Below are 15,985 nucleotides of genomic sequence, written 5' to 3'. Positions count from 1 at the left end.
CTAGCGGGCCACGAACTGCGTGAGGATCGCCTGTACCTCGTAGATGTCCACGCCCTTGGTGAACGTCTTCTCGATCGGTTCGTGGGTGCCGGAGAGCCAGATCTTCAGCTCGGCGTCCAGGTCGAAGTGGCCGGCCGTCTCGACCGCGAAGTGCGTGATGCTGCGGTACGGGATCGAGTGGTACTCCACCTTCTTGCCGGTGATCCCCTGTTTGTCGATCAGGATCAGCCGACGGTCGGTGAACAGGATGGTGTCGCGGATCAGCAGGAACGCGGCGTGAACCTGCTCCCCGTGACCCAGCAGACGTCCGTAGTCCTGCTGGGCCTTGCCGGGATTGACGGTGTGCGCGTTTCCGAACAGTGCCATGCACACAGAGACGCACACCCGGACATACGGGTTGCTTCCTCCCGATGTGTGTAGCCGCTGCCTATGGCTCGAAGGACAGCGATGTCCGTTCGGCGGCCTGGCCGAGATACGTTCCCGGTCGTCGGTGCCCAGTGCGTCGAGGAGTCGTGCGGCGCGCTCGGCCTCGGCCGGGTCGTCTCCCAGGAGCGCGCGCCTGCGTTCACGCCAGCTGTCGCCGGTCACAGTCGCACCTCCAGATAGCCGCGTGCCGGGGTGGCACTCTCTTCGGACGGTGAGCGGTTGTCCTGGTCAGGCAGTGAAAGGGGATTCATCCTGCCGGATCGGCTTCGGGGCTGTCGGCGACTTCGGGAAGTCGGCCCGCTACCGGGTCCGCCCTGCCGCTGGCCGCGCATTCGTCGCAGCGGAGGGGATCAGGACCGCGGTAGGCGCGGTCGCAGGCGCGGCAGTTCCGGACCGGGTACAGGACCGCTGGTGGTGACTGCGGGGCGCGGAACGGTGGCAGGGGTGGGAGCTGGGCGGCCAGGCGATGGGCCAGGAAGGCCGCCGGGCCGCGTGGATCGGCATGGTCACGCTTCACGGTAAGCACACACGGACACGCACGACGACCGCCCTGCCCGCCCCACCGCAGGTGGCACCGTGACCCAGGGCTCCATGCTTCGGTGCCGCCGGCGCTCTTTCCCAAGGACCATGGGAGAGAAAGAACCCCACCAAGCCCCACCCCTCCCTCCCGCCGCAGCGCAAACTCACTCCCGCGAGTGAACATCGCCAACTCAGCTGGATTCGGGACGGGTTGTCTGGCCTAGGCTCAGCGCGGCACACCACGAGCCACGGACATCCGCAGCGGACATCCGACACAAGAACCGCAGACATGCGACGGCCCCCGCCGGGACTGCAATCCCAAATGGCGAGGGCCTGACCACCGAGGAAGTTAGGCCCTTCCTGATGGACACGGAGAACCCTAGCGCGCCCCCGCGCGCCCAGTCCCGTACAGCGGGCAAAAACCACCCGCGGCGGGACCGGAACCCGGCCGCCGACGGGAAGCCCCGCCCCGGCGGTGTCATCCACGACAACGCCCGCCACACCACCCGCTTCACGGTGATCGGCAACCACCTCGCCCAGCACCCGGCACTGTCGCTGCTGGCAATCGGGCTCGCCACGCGCATCCAGTCGCTTCCCACGGGCGCGCGGATCGACATCAAGTCCCTCGCCGATCGCTTCCCCGAGAGCCCGGCCCGCATCGCCGCCGGCCTGCGCGAACTCGAAGCTCACGGCTATCTCCGCCGCACCCGTTCGAGGACGGTACGGCGACCGGACGCTCCGACGGTGCGTACAACGGCCGTCCGACCTCTGACCCGAAACAGCTCCGCATCCTTGAGCTGCGGTACAGCACCATTCGGGCACAGGCACTCACTCCACGGGAGTCGCTGGCCTTCATCGAGCAACTGCTGGGAGACACATGATCCGCAAGGCCTCTTCCGGGGACGCCTCCGAACTGGCGTGGTTCAAGAGCAGTTACAGCGATGGCCCTGAGGGCGACTCTTGCGTCGAGATCGCCACGACCCCCGGCACGATCCACATCCGCGACTCCAAGAACACCGAGGGCCCCCGCCTGGGCTTCGCCCCGGAAGCTTGGACGGACTTCGTGACGTACACGTCGGGGACCTGACCCCTCATGGCAGAGCGGGGGCCCAGGAACGGCTGTCGTTCCCGGGCCCCCGCTGTGTGGTGGCTGTGCGCTACGCGGTCGGCTTCTCCTCCAGGCGCGGGAAGAGGATCGCGCCCTTCGTGATCGTGGAGCCTGCCGGGAGGATGCCCCACTCGCCCGCGTCCTGGACCTTCTGGTCCGCGAGGGCGCCGAGGGTGGGTTCCGCGCCCAGGGAGTCCCAGAGCTGGGCGGAGGTGTCCGGCATGATCGGGTTGAGCAGGACGGCGACGGCGCGGAGCGACTCGGCGGCCGTGTAGAGGATGGTCGCCAGACGGGCCTTGCCCTCGTCGCTCGTGTCCTTGGCGACCTTCCACGGCTCCTGCTCCGTGATGTAGCCGTTGACCTGCTTGACGAAGTCGAAGACGGCGAGGATGCCGCCCTGGAAGTCCAGCTCGTCTCCGATCTTCCGGTCGGCCTCGGTGACGGCCTTGGCCAGGCCCTCGTGCAGCGCCCTCTCGGCCTCGCCGTCGGCCGTGGCCTCCGGCAGGGTGCCGCCGAAGTACTTGCCGACCATGGCCGCGACCCGGGAGGCGAGGTTGCCGTAGTCGTTCGCCAGCTCGCTCGTGTAGCGGGCGGAGAAGTCCTCCCAGGAGAACGAGCCGTCCTGGCCGAAAGCGATCGCGCGCAGGAAGTACCAGCGGTAGGCGTCGACACCGAAGTGCGAGGTGAGGTCCTGCGGCTTGATGCCGGTCAGGTTCGACTTCGACATCTTCTCGCCGCCGACCATCAGCCAGCCGTTCGCCGCGATCTTGCCGGGGAGGGGCAGGCCCTGCGCCATCAGCATCGCCGGCCAGATCACCGCGTGGAAGCGGAGGATGTCCTTGCCGACGAGATGGACGTCCGCCGGGAAGGTGGCCTCGAACTTCTCCGGGTTCTCGTTGTAGCCGACCGCCGTCGCGTAGTTGAGCAGCGCGTCGACCCACACGTAGATCACGTGCTTCTCGTCCCACGGGATCGGGATGCCCCAGTCGAAGGTCGAGCGGGAGACCGACAGGTCCTGCAGGCCCTGGCGGACGAAGTTCACGACCTCGTTGCGCGCGGACTCGGGCTGGATGAAGCCGGGGTTCGCCTCGTAGTGGGCGAGGAGTTTGTCGCCGTACTCGCTCAGCTTGAAGAAGTAGTTCTCCTCGCTGAGGATCTCCACGGGCTTCTTGTGGATCGGGCAGAGCTTCTGGCCGGCGAAGTCGCCCTCGCCGTCGAGCAGCTCGCCGGGGAGCTTGTACTCCTCGCAGCCGACGCAGTACGGGCCCTCGTAGCCGCCCTTGTAGATCTCGCCCTTGTCGTACAGGTCCTGCACGAACTCCTGGACGCGGTCGGTGTGCCGCTGCTGCGTGGTGCGGATGAAGTCGTCGTTCGCGATCTCCAGGTGCTCCCAGAGGGGCTTCCACGCCTCCTCGACGAGCTTGTCGCACCACTCCTGCGGAGTCACTCCGTTGGCATCGGCGGTACGCATGATCTTCTGACCGTGCTCGTCCGTGCCGGTGAGGTACCACACCTTCTCGCCACGCTGACGGTGCCAGCGGGTGAGCACGTCGCCTGCGACGGTCGTATAGGCGTGGCCCAGGTGAGGAGCGTCGTTGACGTAATAGATGGGGGTGGAGACGTAGAACGCCTTGCCACCCTGCTTCTCGGTTCCAGTGGCCGCCATGCCGAAATCCTACTGGCCCGGTGAAGATCGACTCACACGCGTTTCGGGTGGCGGACGGGCCCCGGATCGCCCGGGACCCGTCCGCTTGCCGGTGACTACGGGCGCCAGGTGGACAGGATGCCCTCGTAGACCTCGGCGTCCGTCAGCTCGCGGGGGGTCTCGCCGGCCAGGAAGTGGGACGTGTTGGGCGTCTTCAGCTTCCGGAGGTAGTCGAAGGCCTTGTTCTCCGGGTCGCCGAACGCGACGAACGCGAAGTGGACGGCCGGGTGGTTCTTCGCGGCGTCCGCGAGCGCCTGGTTCGCCGGGGTCTTGGCGTCCGGGGCGCCGTCGGTCTGGAAGACGACGAGGGCGGGGGTGCCGGGGGCCGCCTTCTGGTGCTGGGCGAGGACCTCCTCGACGGCCACGTGGTAGCTGGTACGGCCCATGCGGCCGAGGCCGGCGTGCAGGTCGTCGACCTTGTTGTCGAACGCGTCGAGGGTGAGCTCGCCGGTGCCGTCCAGTTCCGTGGAGAAGAAGACGACGGGGACGGTGGGGGCTGCTCGGGGTCGAGGTGGGCGGCGAGGGCGAGGGTCTGCTCGCCGAGAGCCTGGGCGGAGCCGTCCTTGTAGTAGCCGCGCATGGAGGCGGACCTGTCGAGGACGAGGTAGACCTTGGCGCGGGTGGTGGTGAGGTTCTGCTTGGCGAGGGCTTCGTGGGCGGCGGTGTAGGCGGTGCGGAGCCCTGCCGGGACGGTGTCGGTCGGCACGGCCTCGGCTTCGCCGTCGGCCGTGCCCGTCTTCCCACCCGCACCACCCGTGCCGCTTCCGTCGTCGGCCGCGGGTACCACCTGTGGGGCATCCGCGCCGTCGGCGTCCGCGGCTTCGGGGGTGGCTTCATCGGCCGCGACGACGAGGTCAGCGGCCTCGGGGACTCGGCGGCGACCGGTTCGGGGTGACTTCCGGTTCCGGGGCCACGGCCGGTTCGTCGGCGATCGGGTCGGGGGTGGCTTCGGGCTCCGGGGTGACTTCCGGCTCAGGGGTCACGGCCAGCTCGGCTGCGGCTTCGGGCTCGGGGTTGTGGTCGGCTCCGGAGCGGTTTCCGGCTCGGCGGTGGCCGCCGGGGCCGGGGTGGCCTCGGGTTCAGGAGAAGCCTCGGGCTCCGGCGCGGCCTCGGCGGCAGCCTTCGGCTCCGCTGCGGGCTCGGACTCCTCCGTGGCCTCCGGCTCCGGGGCGGACGCGGGCTCCGCCTCCGCCACGGGCGTGTCCGCAGCCACCTCGGTGGCGTCGGGCGTCGTCGCAGTGGCGGCCTCGGGCTCGGCTTCAGCGGCGGCCTTCGCCTCGGCGGACGCGGCCACGGTCTCGGCCTCCGCCTTCGGCTCCGGGGCGGTGTCCGCCGCCACGGGCTCGGGATCGACCACCGGCTCAGACGCGGCCTCGGCGACCGGCGCGGCAGGCTCCTCGTCGGCGGCCTTCGCGTCAGCGGCGGCCGACGCCTCGCGCTCGACCTCGTCGGCCGCCCCCGCCTCGGTCTCGGCGGCAGCGGCGGGCTCCGCGTCAAGGACCGGCGCGGCAGCCTCCGCCTCATCGGCGGTCTCGGCGACCGGCTTCGGCTCATCCTTTTCGGCGGTGCTCGCCTCAGCGACAGGCTCCGCCTCGACCACCGACGACGTCTCCGTCTCGGCCTCCACCGCAGCCTCGGCAGGCGCCTCGGTCGCAGCCTCGGCGGGCACACCGGCCTCGGCCTTCTCCTCGGCGACCGGCTCAGGCTCGGCCTCCGAGGGCTCCGCCTTCGCCTCGGCCCGCACCTCAGTCGGGGTCTCCGTCGCGACCTCGGCCCGCACCTCAGCCTCGGTCTCCGGCGTGACCTCGGCCGACGCCGCAGTCTCCGGCGTGACCTCGGCGGACGCCGCAGCCGACGCCTCAACCTCCGGCGTGACCTCGGCGGACGCCGCAGCCGCAGCCCCCGTCTCCTGAACCGCTGCCTCGGCACCCGCGCCCGCAGCCTCGGCGGCCGTGCCGGAAGCCGTGGCGTCCGTTCCCGCGTCCGGCTTTCTCTCCGTCGGCTCGGTGGTTCGCGGCTTCGGGACCGTCACGTTGTCGAAGGCCGCGGAGACGAGTTCGTCCACGACTGAGGAGGATGAGGATGATGTCGGGGTCGCGGGCTCCGTCGCCGGGGCCGGGACCCTCGGCTCGGCGGCCTGCCGCGTCGCGGCCCCCTCGGCCGCCGCCGCGGAGGTGTCCTCCGGGGCGGAATCCCGCTCCGCCTCCTGCGAAGGAACCGTGTCGCGCCCCTTGCGTGAGCGGCTGAACGCATTCCGCAGGAGAGAGAGAATGCCCATGTGCGCAACCCTTCGGGTGAGTTGAAGCCCGTCAATCCCTGGCCAGGACGGACACGTAAGGTTAGCGGCCGGGCGGGGCGATCTTGGGGTGGGGCAGGGGCCTTCACTATCCCCGCCACCCCGCGCTGTCAACACCGCCCCAACTGCCGCAGGTTCACCCTCTGTTCACCTCGCGTCCCCGTTCTCGAACACACGCCCCCCTAGCGTCGCGCTCACACCCAAAAGGCACAAAGAGCATCGAGGAGCGCGCTGTGCGCAAGCTGCTGCCCATGATCGGCTCGCATCCCGGCGGCCGTTCCGCCCTGACCTGTCGTTTCCGCTGTGGCGACGCCTGCTTCCACGAGGTGCCGAACACCAGCACCAACGAGTACGTGGGCGACGTGATCGCGAGCGCGCTCAGCCGTCGCTCGGTGATGAGAGCCGCCGCCGTCGTCTCCGTGGCCGGCGCGGCCGGTACGGCCGTCTCGCTCGGCACCGCCCGCCCCGCCGCCGCGGCCACGTCGGCGGAGACGGCCGGAGCCGCCGGGTCCAAGACCCGGCCCAAGGCCGCCCGCGGTCTGCGCTACACCTCCGTCGCGCCCAACACCGCCGACGCCGTGACCGTCCCGGACGGGTACAAGCAGAACGTGGTCATCCGCTGGGGCGAGCCGATCCTGCGCGGCGCCCCCGCCTTCGACCCGGAGAACCAGACGGGCAAGGCCCAGGCCGGTCAGTTCGGGTACAACTGCGACTTCCTGGCCCTGCTCCCGCTCCCCGGTGAGCGCGGCCGCCAGCTGCTCGTCGCGAACCACGAGTACACCGACGAGGTCCTGATGTTCCGCGGCTACGACGCCGCCAACCCGACCCGTAACCAGGTCGAGGTCGCCTGGGCCGCCCACGGGCTGTCCGCCGTCGTGGTCGAGGAGGACCGGCGCACCGGCAGGCTCACCGCCGTGCCCCGCCACCACCTCAACCGCCGGGTCACCGCGACGACCGAGTTCCGGCTCACCGGCCCCGCCGCCGGCTCCGACCTGCTGAAGACCTCCGCCGACCCGACCGGCACGAAGGTGCTGGGCACCCTCAACGACTGCGCCGGCGGCACCACCCCCTGGGGCACCACGCTGCACGGCGAGGAGAACTTCAACCAGTACTTCGCCAACAGCAGCCGTGCGACCGACAAGCGGTACGGCATCGGCACCGGCGCCAGCGAGCGCAAGTGGGAGCGGTTCGACAAGCGGTTCGACGTCGCCCAGGAGCCGAACGAGGTGCACCGCTTCGGGTACGTCGTCGAGTTCGACCCGTACGACCCGACCTCCACGCCCCGCAAGCACACCGCGCTCGGCCGGTTCAAGCACGAGGGCGGGACGGTCCGGCTGACCTCGGACGGGCGTCCGGTCGTCTACTCCGGCGACGACGAGCGCTTCGACTACTTCTACAAGTTCGTCAGCAGCAAGCGGATGAAGAAGGGGTCGAGCCGCGCCGTCCGCGAGCACAACCTCTCGCTGCTGGACGAGGGCACGCTCTACGTCGCCAAGCTGACCGGTGACTCCCCGGCGATCGAGATCGACGGCACGGGCAAGCTGCCGGCCGACGGTGAGTTCGACGGCAGCGGCGAGTGGATCCCGCTGGCCACCGCCACCGCGAAGGGCGCCGTCTCGCACGTGGAGGGCATGACCGCCGACGAGGTCTTCGTCTTCACCCGGCTCGCCGGTGACAAGGTCGGCGCCACCAAGATGGACCGCCCCGAGGACATCGAGCCCAACCCGGTCACCGGCAAGGTCTACGTCGCCCTCACCAACAACTCCAACCGCGGCAAGACCGGCTTCGCCGCCGCCGACGAGGCCAACCCGCGCAACGCCAACAAGCACGGCCACGTGCTGGAGCTCACCGAGCGCTGGAACCGGCCCGAGAGCACCAGGTTCGCCTGGCTGCTCTTCCTCGTCGCGGGCGACCCGGACGACCCGGCGACCTACTTCGCCGGTTTCCCGAAGGACGACGTCTCCCCGATCTCCTGCCCGGACAACGTCGCCTTCGACCGGTACGGCAACCTGTGGATCTCCACCGACGGCGCTCAGCTCGGCTCGCACGACGGTCTCTTCGGCGTCGCGACCCGAGGGGAGCGGCGCGGTGAGCTGAAGCAGTTCCTCACGGTGCCGAGCGGTGCCGAGACCTGCGGACCGATCATCCAGGACCGCCGCGTCCTGGTCGCCGTGCAGCACCCGGGCGAGCTGGACGGAGCCACCGTCGAGAACCCGAAGAGCACCTGGCCCGACGGACCCGGCAAGCACGTCCGCCCTGCGGTCGTCGCCGTGTGGCGCGCGGACGGCTGCGACATCGGCGTCTGAGCGACACAGTCACAGCACACATACGGATGCGGGCCGCCCTCCTGTCGGGGAGGGCGGCCCGCACGTCCTCGCGCGGAGCGGGGCTCAGGGAGCCAGGCAGCTGACGCCGGGGGCGGCGGCCGGGTCCAGCAGGGCGGCGGTGTCGAGGAGCGCGGCCGGGTCGGCCAGCTCCGCCACGGCGGCCGGGGTCTCGGTGACGCAGGTGACGGTGGCAACCGGGTCCGGGATCGCGTGTGCGGCCGGGGCCATGGCGCCGGCGAGGGCGAGGGTTCCGAGCAGGACGGTCGCGGTGCGACGCATGAAAAATCCCCTTATAGGTAGGGCGTTTGAACAGGATTGATCATGACTGCTTTCCGGCTGCGCATTCGCCCCCCGTCACCCGTGCGGGGATGACGTAACGATCCGGCGCCCTGCGCCGGGTTGACCTGGAAAGACCGTGGCTCAGCGGGGCGAGGCGATCGTCCGGGCCGCCGCCACCTCCTGGCGGAGCGGCTCCAGCACGCTGTCCGGCGGTCCGCCGAGGTCGGAGCGCACCGCGTAGAGGGTGTCGGTCCTCCGTAGACCGTCCGCCAACTCCCTTAGCTGAAGCGCGACTTGGTCGACCTCGGCGGCGGACGGCGATGCGGCGCCCTGCTTGGTCCGGACCCGGGCGGCCGTCGTCGCGTCCACGATCCGCTCCACCGCCACGACCAGCGGCCACCAGGCGGCGGCCCGCCGGCCGACGGGCGGCGGTTCGGTCAGGGCCCGCTGGAACTCCGTACGGATCGTGGAGAGGTCGCGGTAGAGGCGGCGGCGGGTCCGGGCCCGGTCGGTGGGGTCCGCCGGGGACTGACCGAAGGCGCGTTCGACGTACGCGGCCGTGTCGGCGACGGCGTCCGCGAGCCGGTCGCCCACCCGGGCGTGCCAGCTCTCCGGCCAGAGCAGATAGCCGGCGACGAGGGCGATCGCGCAGCCCATGAGAGAGTCGACGAGACGCGGGACGAGCAGATCGGTGCCCTGGTGGTTGAGGGTGTCGGAGAGCAGCAGGATCACCGGGGTGATGGCCGCCGTCTGGTAGCCGTAGCCCCGGGGCGTGAAGACCGGGATGAGCGGTGCGAGGAGCAGCATCACCGGCACGTCCCACCAGCCCCGCGGCACCTGGGTGAGGACCCCGGCCGCGACCACCAGCCCGACGACCGTGCCGAGCGCCCGCAGCAGCGCCCGGGAGAACACCGACCCGAAGTCCGGCTTCAGGACGAACGTGATGGTCAGCGCCACCCAGTACGAGCGTGGCACGGGCACCAGCGAGACCAGTGCCTGGGCGATGCCGATGCACAGCGCGAGACGCAGCCCGTAGCGCCAGGAAGTGCCGGACAGGGCGACGTTCCGGGCGACCCGGACGGCGCGCACACCCAGCGGCGCGGGGCGGCCCGCCCGGTCGCCGGCCTTCCGCAGCGCGTCCGGCGACTTCTCGGCGGCGACGTCGGCGGCGTGCCGCAGGGCCTGGTCGACCGCCCGTCCCGTCGCGCCGCCGGGCTCCGGCAGCCGCAGCCCGAGCGGCCCCGAGTACCCCGTCTCGACGGCCTCCGCGAGGTGCCGTACGGCCACCGGGATCTCGGCGGGCAGCGGTCGACCGGACAGCCGTACCGCCGGGGCGGCCTCCACCAGCGGGGTGATCGCGTTCAACTGGGCCAGCAGACGCACGAGTTCGGGACTGCGGCCGTGGTGCCGGGCGCGGCGGGCGAGGACCAGGTCATAGGACTGGTTGAGGGACTGGGTGACCAGGACCCGCGCGTCGTCGTAGGAGTTCTCGTCGGCGCCCGGCGGGCCCGCCGAACCCGGGGTGGCGTCGGCGGCGTCCGGTGTCATGGTGGCGAGGAGGTCCGCGACCTTGCGGTAGGTGTCGGCGACCGCGGCCCGTTCCGGTACGCCCGCCCGGAGGGGCCAGGCGAGCAGGGCCAGCGCGAGGACGAGGAAGCCGCCGCCGGTCATCAGCAGCGGGGCCAGCCACCACTGGCCCGGCATCGGCAGCCCCGCCCCGATCACCGAGTTGAGCAGCAGGAGGAGCCCCGACACGGAGGCCACGGCGCCGATCGACGAGATCATCCCGGAGACGAGCGCGACCCCGGTGAGGACCCCGACGGTCACCCAGCCCTGCCCGAACACCAGCGACCCGAGCGTGATGCCCACGGCGGCGAACAGCTGCGGGACCGCGATGTTCAGCAGCCGCATCCGGTACGCGGCCGCCGTGTCGCTGATGACGCCCGAGAGGGCGCCCATCGAGGCGAGCGCGCCGTACTCGGGCCGGCCCGCGGCGAGGCCGAGCGCCAGCGGGAGCGTCAGCGCGATCGCCGCGCGCGCGACGGCCGGCCGGTCGACCGGCGCGGGCTGCGGCCGGAGGTTCCGCACCAGCCAGTCGGGCGGGGTGAGGCCGATGGGGAGCGTGCGGGGCATGCGCCCATTATGGCCGGGGTGATCGGAGGTTTCCGGGGGTGTTCCTGCCCCTTCGGCTCACCCGCGCCGGTGCAGCGAGAGGTCCACGACGACGGCGTTGTGGTCGGTGCCGGACAGCTCCCGGAAGCGGACCTCACGGGCGGAGAAGTCCTCCTCGGAGACGAGGACGTGGTCGATCTGGGCGCCGAACCTCGGTGTCGTCCGGGAGGGCCACGTCGCCCGGCGGTCCTGTCCGGTCAGCCGGGCGGCGTCGTGCATCCCCGTGTCGAGGATCGCGCGGAAGGCCGCGTGGTCCTGGGAGGCGTTGAAGTCCCCGGCCACGATGGTGGGCGTCCGGGGGTCCTTCGCCGCGTACGCGCGCAGCGCGCCGAGCTCCCGCCGCCAGGTGTCCAGCTGCCCCGGCAGCGGCGGCATCGGGTGCGCCAGCTGAAGCCGGACGCGGTGGCCCTCGACGTCGGCGACGGCGCCCGGCATGCCCATCGAGCCGGGGATCGGGTCGGCGGACTTCAGGGGGTACCGGCTGAGGATGACGGAGCCGGTGGAGCCGTAGCCCTCGACGGACTGCCGGTGCGGGTAGTCGGGGGTCCGGCCGCTCAGGTCGCCGAGCTTGTCGCGCAGCTCGGCCGAGCAGGTGAGCTCGCACTCCGAGACGAAGACGATGTCGGGGCGCTCGCGGCGTACGGCCTTGACGAGGGCGTCGGTGCCACGGCCGAACTGTACGTTCGACGCCATCACCCGCACCTCGGCGAGCACCGGCCCGGTCGGCTCGCTCGCCTTGCCGTACGGCTCGATGTACCAGGCCAGCGCGCCGAGGAGCACCACGCCCCAGGTCAGGCCGATCCAGCGGCGGGCGAGGAGGGCGAGGAGGAGGGCGAGGCCGGTGGGGGCGAGCAGCCAGGGCAGGAACGCGAGGAGTTGGGGGACCGGGGTGAAGGCGTCGATGTCGGCGGCACGGGAGCCGACGACGAGGGTGACGCCCAGGAGCAGCAGGGTGGCGAGGAAGGCCTTGCCGCCGTGCCGCTTGCGCGGGCGCGGCCCGGTCTGCGGTGCGGGTTCCGGGGCGGGGTCCGGCCGTTCGATGGTCGCGCTCTCCACGGCCGGTGCCTTCGCTGTTCTTGGCGGGTCCTTTTAAGGACGGGTGGGGTGGGGAAGGTTGCGCCGGGGGCGGGATCGGGGTGCGGTGCGTGGGCGGGTGCGGGTGGGTGGGGCTCGCGCAGTTCCCCGCGCCCCTGAGGGGCGAAGCCGGGGCTGCGCCCGGCTTCGCCCCTCAGCCGTAGGTGCCGTGGGTCCGTTGTCCTCGCGAGCTCTCGGGCGCTCGGCGTTCAGCCGGAGTGACTGAAGTCCGGGGACGTCGCCAGGGACCAGATCACGAAGACCGCGATGCCGATGCAGACGACCGACCAGACGGGCGCGTACGGCAGGAACATGAAGTACTCGATGGCGAACAGCGAGGTCAGGGCGATCCCCACCGCGCGGGCCCAGTCCTGGCCCTGGACGACGCCCCATCCGGTGCCCAGGACGCAGAGTCCGATCACCAGATGGATCCAGCCCCAGGTGGTGAGGCTGAACTCGAAGACGTAGTTGCCGATGTTCGCGTAGACGTCGTCCGTGGCGATCCCGGCGATGCCGTTGAGGATGCCCATGACGCCGATGACCATCATCAGGACACCGGCGAAGACCGTCCCGCCGTGGGCCCACTCCGAGCGGGCGCCCCGGTGGGACATGGTCGTTTCCTGCGTCGTGGCGTTCGAGCGAGGTGCGGTGCTGTGCTGGGCCATGAGGGCCTCCTCCGACGGATGGACAGCTCACCCGCATGCTCACGCGGCAGGGAGGGGGCCGCACGTGGTGTAGGCCGAATGGGTGAAAGGGGTGATGGGGGTGTGGGAGGGCCGGGACGGGGAACCCGGTGCGGCTCGGTCCAGGCGGGTCAGCCCGGGAGGGACAGCCCGGGAGGGTCAGTCCAGGCGGGCCAGGAAAGCCCCCAGTGCCTTGTTGAACTCGTCGGGGCGTTCCAGGTTCGGCAGGTGGGCGGCGCCGTCGACGACGTGGAGGGTGGAGTCGGGGAGGGCGGCGTGCATGGCCTCGGCGTCGGAGACCGGGGTGTAGTCGTCGTCGGCGCCCACGACGACCAGCGCCGGGACGGTGACGCGGGTCAGCAGCTCGCGGTAGTCGGGGCGCTCGGCCCGCCCGCGCAGGGCCGCCGCGGCGCCCTCGGGATCGGTGGCCGTCATCATGCGGCGCACCTGGGCCGCGACCTCCGCGTCGGCGTACGGCGCGACCATCCTGAACAGCACCTCGTCGGCGTACCCCGCCATGCCCTCGCGCAGCAGCCGGTCGGCCATGGCGTTCCGGGTCCGTCTGCCCTCCTCGGTCTCGGCGGCCGGGAAGGTGTCGGCGAGGAGCAGGCCGCGGACCCGGTGCGGGAACAGGCGGTAGCACTCCATCGCGATCTGGCCGCCCATGGAGAGGCCCCCGAGGACGAACTCCGGGACCCCGAGTTCGTCCAGGAGCGCCGCGATGTCCTCGGCGAAGGTGGAGAGCGGGGTGACGCCCGGGACGACGGGGGACCGGCCGTAGCCGCGCAGATCGGGGGCGATGACGCGGCGCGCGGCGGAGAACTCGCTGATCTGCGGGTGCCACATCGTGCGGTCGAAGGGGTGGCCGTGGATGAGGACGAGGGGGAGGGGGGAGGCGGGCAGGCCACCGCGAGAGCGGGTTCCCCTTGTCCTCGTATGCGAGGAAGGTGGTCATGGCATCGACCCTAGGACGCCCCAACCCTCGGTGCAATAAGATCTTTGCCCTCGGTGCAATGTGATGGCCGGGGGCCGGGGTGGGACGTAGAGGCAGGCGAGGGCGAGGGCGAGGGGAGGGGTGGACCGTGGCCGACTACCGGCGTATCGCCGATCGCATCGCGGACGACATCGCCACCGGGCGGCTGCAACCCGGTGACTGGCTGCCGCCGCAGCGGGTGTTCGCGCGGCGGCGGGGCATCGCCGGGTCGACCGCCGGGCGGGTGTACGCGGAACTGGTGCGGCGCGGGCTGGTGGTGGGGAGGTCGGGCGCGGGACGTTCGTACGGGCGGCTCCGACGGCGCCGGCCGGGCGGGCGCTGGCGGAGTCGGCGGGCTCGGCACCGGTGAACCTGGAGCTCAACTATCCTTCCGCGCCCGGCCAGTCGGAGCTGCTGGCCACCGGGCTGGCGCCGTTGCTGCGGCCGGACGTGCTGACGGACGCGCTGAGTACCGCCCCCGCGACCGGTACGGCCGCCGCGCGCGAGGCGGCGGCCGGGTTGCTCGCCACGGCGGGCTGGCGCCCGGACCCGGGCCGGTTCCTCTTCGCGGGGAACGCCCGCCAGGCCATCGCCGCGGCCCTCGCCCACCTCGTACGGCCCGGGAGGCGCGTCGGCGTCGAGTCCCTCACGTATCCGCTGGTCAAGGAGATCGCCGGGCGGCTGGGGATCACCCTGGTGCCGCTCGCGACGGACGGGGAGGGGCTCCGGCCGGAGGCCGTGGCCGCCGCGCACCGGGCGGCGCCGCTGTCGGCGGTGTACGTCCAACCGACGCTGCACAACCCGACATCCGTGACGATGAGGGCGGGGCGCCGGGCCGAACTCGCGGGTGTGGTGCGGGAGTTGGACCTGCCGGTGATCGAGGACCGGATCTGGTCGTTCCTGGCGAGCGGGGCGCCGGGTGGGGAACCGGGTGAGGTGGCCGTCGGCGATGTGGGCGCGCTGCCGCCGTTGGCCGCGTACGCGCCGGAGCGGGTGTTCGTCGTGGACGGGCTGTCCAAGCGGGTGGCGCCGGGGCTGACGGTCGGGTTCCTGGTGGTGCCGGAGGGCCGGGTCGCGGGCGCGGCGGACGCGCTGCGGTCGGGCGGCTGGACGGCGGGGCGGTTCGCGTTGGAGGCGGCGGTGCGCTGGATCGGGGACGGCACGGTCGCGCGGCTGGTCGCGGCGAAGCGGGCCGACGCGGCGGCACGGCAGCGCCTGGTCGCCGAGCACCTCGCGGGGTTCGCCGTACGGGGGGACGCGCGGGCCTACTACGCGTGGTGGGAGCTGCCCGAGCCCTGGCGGGCGGACACGTTCCGCGCGGCGGCGGTCGCACGGGGCGTGGCGGTCACCCCGGGGCCGGCGTTCCGTGTCGCGGGGGTGCGGCGCGGGTCGGGGGTGTTCGCGGGCCAGGCCGCGGCCGCCGCCGACTGCGTCAGGCTCGGGCTCGCGTCGGTTCCTCCGCCGGTGCTGGCGGGGGCGCTGCGGACGCTCGGCGATGTCGCACGAGGTGGCCCGTGAGCCAGGCGCCGGCGGCCACGGTCGTGCCGAGCAGCACCAGCCCCCAGGTCACCGTGCGCAGGGTGGCCGTGAGCGCGTCGTAGACGGCACCCGCGGCAGCCGGGGAGACGTCCGGCGGCAGGTCGGCGAGCGTGAGGTGGCGGCCGAGGGCCACGGCGACGCCGAGCAGCGCGCCGCCGAGCGCCGCGCCGAGACCCGTCGCACAGACGGCCCGACGGCGCTGCGTGGCGACGAGCACACCACCGGCGGCCAGTGCGAGCGCACCGACCGGAAGCCAGAACGCGGCGATTTCCAGCACGCGATACCCCTTTCGAAGCTGGACCAGTTCCGTGGCCGACAGGACCTCGACCTCGGTGCGCGCGACCGGGATGCGATGGGCGAACGGCACGTGGTCGCGCACGAGTTGACGTTTGACCCGCTCGCCGACCGGCGCGAGGTCGAGCGTCACCCCCCGCGGCCCGCCGACGCCGGGCCCGCCCGCGCCCGCGCCGTCCGCGTCCTCGGCGCGCACCGCCCTCAGGACCGCGTCGTGCGCCGCCCGGTTCACCATGTGCCAGGCCATGCGGAACGCCTCGGTCTGGGTGAAGGAGTGCGCCGCGTCGTGGGTGAACTCCCGTACCGGCTGCCGCAGTGGCGGCCCGACCCGGACCTCGCGCAGGATGCCGGCGGCGACCGCGTCCGCCAGCGCCTCCCGTACGGCCGGGTCGGTCGCCAGCGGCGCCATGACCGCCTCGTAGCGCGTCCGGTCCGCGAGCTCGTACGTCGCCCACGCGGACAGCGCGCCCACCGGCGTGAGCAGGCAGGCGAGCGCGGTCAGTACGGCCGACAGGGCGCCACGGACTCGGTGGGACACCCCTCCAGGCAAGACCTCCGCCCACGACCTCGCGAGCGCTCCCGACGGACGT

The 15,985-nt window shown here is 72.3% G+C and carries 12 protein-coding genes and 3 pseudogenes; 5 read left to right on the top strand and 10 right to left on the bottom strand.

What is annotated here, in order from left to right:
- Complete coding sequence (locus E4N62_RS17285) at positions 1 to 366, bottom strand: PH domain-containing protein (protein ID WP_184906220.1); 366 nt, start codon at positions 364 to 366, stop codon at positions 1 to 3.
- Between the two features lie 942 nt (positions 367 to 1,308).
- Between E4N62_RS17285 and E4N62_RS17275 the strand changes: the two are divergent.
- The 3 genes and pseudogenes from E4N62_RS17275 to E4N62_RS17265 form a co-directional block, all read left to right on the top strand.
- Positions 1,309 to 1,665 (top strand): annotated as a pseudogene (locus tag E4N62_RS17275) (helix-turn-helix domain-containing protein); the annotation flags it as partial.
- Positions 1,656 to 1,826, top strand: a pseudogene (locus tag E4N62_RS17270) (transcriptional regulator); the annotation flags it as partial. The pseudogenes E4N62_RS17275 and E4N62_RS17270, both read left to right, overlap by 10 nt.
- Positions 1,823 to 2,032: a DUF397 domain-containing protein gene (locus E4N62_RS17265; protein ID WP_230215430.1), complete on the top strand. Its 210-nt coding sequence runs from the start codon at positions 1,823 to 1,825 to the stop codon at positions 2,030 to 2,032. The pseudogene E4N62_RS17270 and the gene E4N62_RS17265, both read left to right, overlap by 4 nt.
- 70 nt (positions 2,033 to 2,102) lie before the next feature.
- On the opposite strand, the gene metG is transcribed toward E4N62_RS17265, so the two are convergent.
- From metG to E4N62_RS17245, 3 genes are all read right to left on the bottom strand, one after another.
- The gene (gene metG, locus E4N62_RS17260) at positions 2,103 to 3,719 is read right to left on the bottom strand and encodes a methionine--tRNA ligase (RefSeq protein WP_230215428.1); all 1,617 of its coding nucleotides are present in this window, start codon (positions 3,717 to 3,719) and stop codon (positions 2,103 to 2,105) included.
- Between the two features lie 95 nt (positions 3,720 to 3,814).
- Positions 3,815 to 4,219, bottom strand: coding sequence for a VWA domain-containing protein (locus E4N62_RS17255; protein WP_268269524.1), 405 nt, complete (start codon positions 4,217 to 4,219; stop codon positions 3,815 to 3,817).
- Positions 4,220 to 4,737: 518 nt separating this feature from the next.
- Positions 4,738 to 6,036, bottom strand: a complete 1,299-nt coding sequence (locus E4N62_RS17245) for a hypothetical protein (RefSeq protein WP_230215426.1) — start codon at positions 6,034 to 6,036, stop codon at positions 4,738 to 4,740.
- Between the two features lie 251 nt (positions 6,037 to 6,287).
- Here E4N62_RS17245 and E4N62_RS17240 point away from each other — a divergent pair, with 251 nt between their 5' ends.
- A complete protein-coding gene (locus E4N62_RS17240; protein ID WP_230215425.1) occupies positions 6,288 to 8,360 on the top strand; it encodes a PhoX family phosphatase in 2,073 nt (690 codons plus the stop codon).
- Between the two features lie 84 nt (positions 8,361 to 8,444).
- Here the strand turns inward: E4N62_RS17240 and E4N62_RS17235 are convergent, their stop codons facing one another.
- From E4N62_RS17235 to E4N62_RS17215, 5 genes are all read right to left on the bottom strand, one after another.
- Positions 8,445 to 8,660: a hypothetical protein gene (locus E4N62_RS17235; protein ID WP_230215424.1), complete on the bottom strand. Its 216-nt coding sequence runs from the start codon at positions 8,658 to 8,660 to the stop codon at positions 8,445 to 8,447.
- Positions 8,661 to 8,801: 141 nt separating this feature from the next.
- Positions 8,802 to 10,793, bottom strand: a complete 1,992-nt coding sequence (locus E4N62_RS17230; protein ID WP_230215423.1) for an FUSC family protein — start codon at positions 10,791 to 10,793, stop codon at positions 8,802 to 8,804.
- 57 nt (positions 10,794 to 10,850) lie between these two features.
- Positions 10,851 to 11,888 carry an endonuclease/exonuclease/phosphatase family protein gene (locus tag E4N62_RS17225; RefSeq protein WP_230215422.1) on the bottom strand — a complete coding sequence of 346 codons (1,038 nt, stop codon included), beginning with the start codon at positions 11,886 to 11,888 and terminating at the stop codon, positions 10,851 to 10,853.
- A gap of 227 nt (positions 11,889 to 12,115) precedes the next feature.
- On the bottom strand, positions 12,116 to 12,571 hold the full coding sequence (locus tag E4N62_RS17220; RefSeq protein ID WP_230215421.1) for a hypothetical protein: 456 nt from the start codon (positions 12,569 to 12,571) through the stop codon (positions 12,116 to 12,118).
- Between the two features lie 177 nt (positions 12,572 to 12,748).
- Complete coding sequence (locus E4N62_RS17215; protein ID WP_230215420.1) at positions 12,749 to 13,435, bottom strand: alpha/beta fold hydrolase; 687 nt, start codon at positions 13,433 to 13,435, stop codon at positions 12,749 to 12,751.
- A gap of 236 nt (positions 13,436 to 13,671) precedes the next feature.
- Between E4N62_RS17215 and E4N62_RS17210 the strand changes: the two are divergent.
- A pseudogene (locus E4N62_RS17210) lies at positions 13,672 to 15,080 on the top strand (PLP-dependent aminotransferase family protein).
- Here E4N62_RS17210 and E4N62_RS17205 read toward each other — a convergent pair.
- On the bottom strand, positions 14,995 to 15,933 hold the full coding sequence (locus E4N62_RS17205) for a hypothetical protein (RefSeq protein ID WP_230215418.1): 939 nt from the start codon (positions 15,931 to 15,933) through the stop codon (positions 14,995 to 14,997). The pseudogene E4N62_RS17210 and the gene E4N62_RS17205 overlap by 86 nt on opposite strands.
- Positions 15,934 to 15,985: the final 52 nt, after the last annotated feature.

It is taken from the genome of Streptomyces sp. MNU76 (assembly GCF_020982545.1).
Classification (GTDB): Bacteria; Actinomycetota; Actinomycetes; order Streptomycetales; family Streptomycetaceae; genus Streptomyces.
The sequence above is the reverse complement of the archived record's forward strand: the minus strand, read 5'-3'. Positions and strand labels throughout refer to the sequence as shown.

Excerpts from the sequence above, each read along its gene's own strand:
- metG (WP_230215428.1), bottom strand. The coding sequence starts at position 3,719 with ATGGCGGCCACTGGAACCGAGAAGCAGGGTGGCAAGGCGTTCTACGTC.
- E4N62_RS17220 (WP_230215421.1), bottom strand. The coding sequence starts at position 12,571 with ATGGCCCAGCACAGCACCGCACCTCGCTCGAACGCCACGACGCAGGAA.
- E4N62_RS17230 (WP_230215423.1), bottom strand. The coding sequence starts at position 10,793 with ATGCCCCGCACGCTCCCCATCGGCCTCACCCCGCCCGACTGGCTGGTG.
- E4N62_RS17235 (WP_230215424.1), bottom strand. The coding sequence starts at position 8,660 with ATGCGTCGCACCGCGACCGTCCTGCTCGGAACCCTCGCCCTCGCCGGC.
- E4N62_RS17245 (WP_230215426.1), bottom strand. The coding sequence starts at position 6,036 with ATGGGCATTCTCTCTCTCCTGCGGAATGCGTTCAGCCGCTCACGCAAG.
- E4N62_RS17285 (WP_184906220.1), bottom strand. The coding sequence starts at position 366 with ATGGCACTGTTCGGAAACGCGCACACCGTCAATCCCGGCAAGGCCCAG.
- E4N62_RS17265 (WP_230215430.1), top strand. The coding sequence starts at position 1,823 with ATGATCCGCAAGGCCTCTTCCGGGGACGCCTCCGAACTGGCGTGGTTC.
- E4N62_RS17215 (WP_230215420.1), bottom strand. The coding sequence starts at position 13,435 with ATGTGGCACCCGCAGATCAGCGAGTTCTCCGCCGCGCGCCGCGTCATC.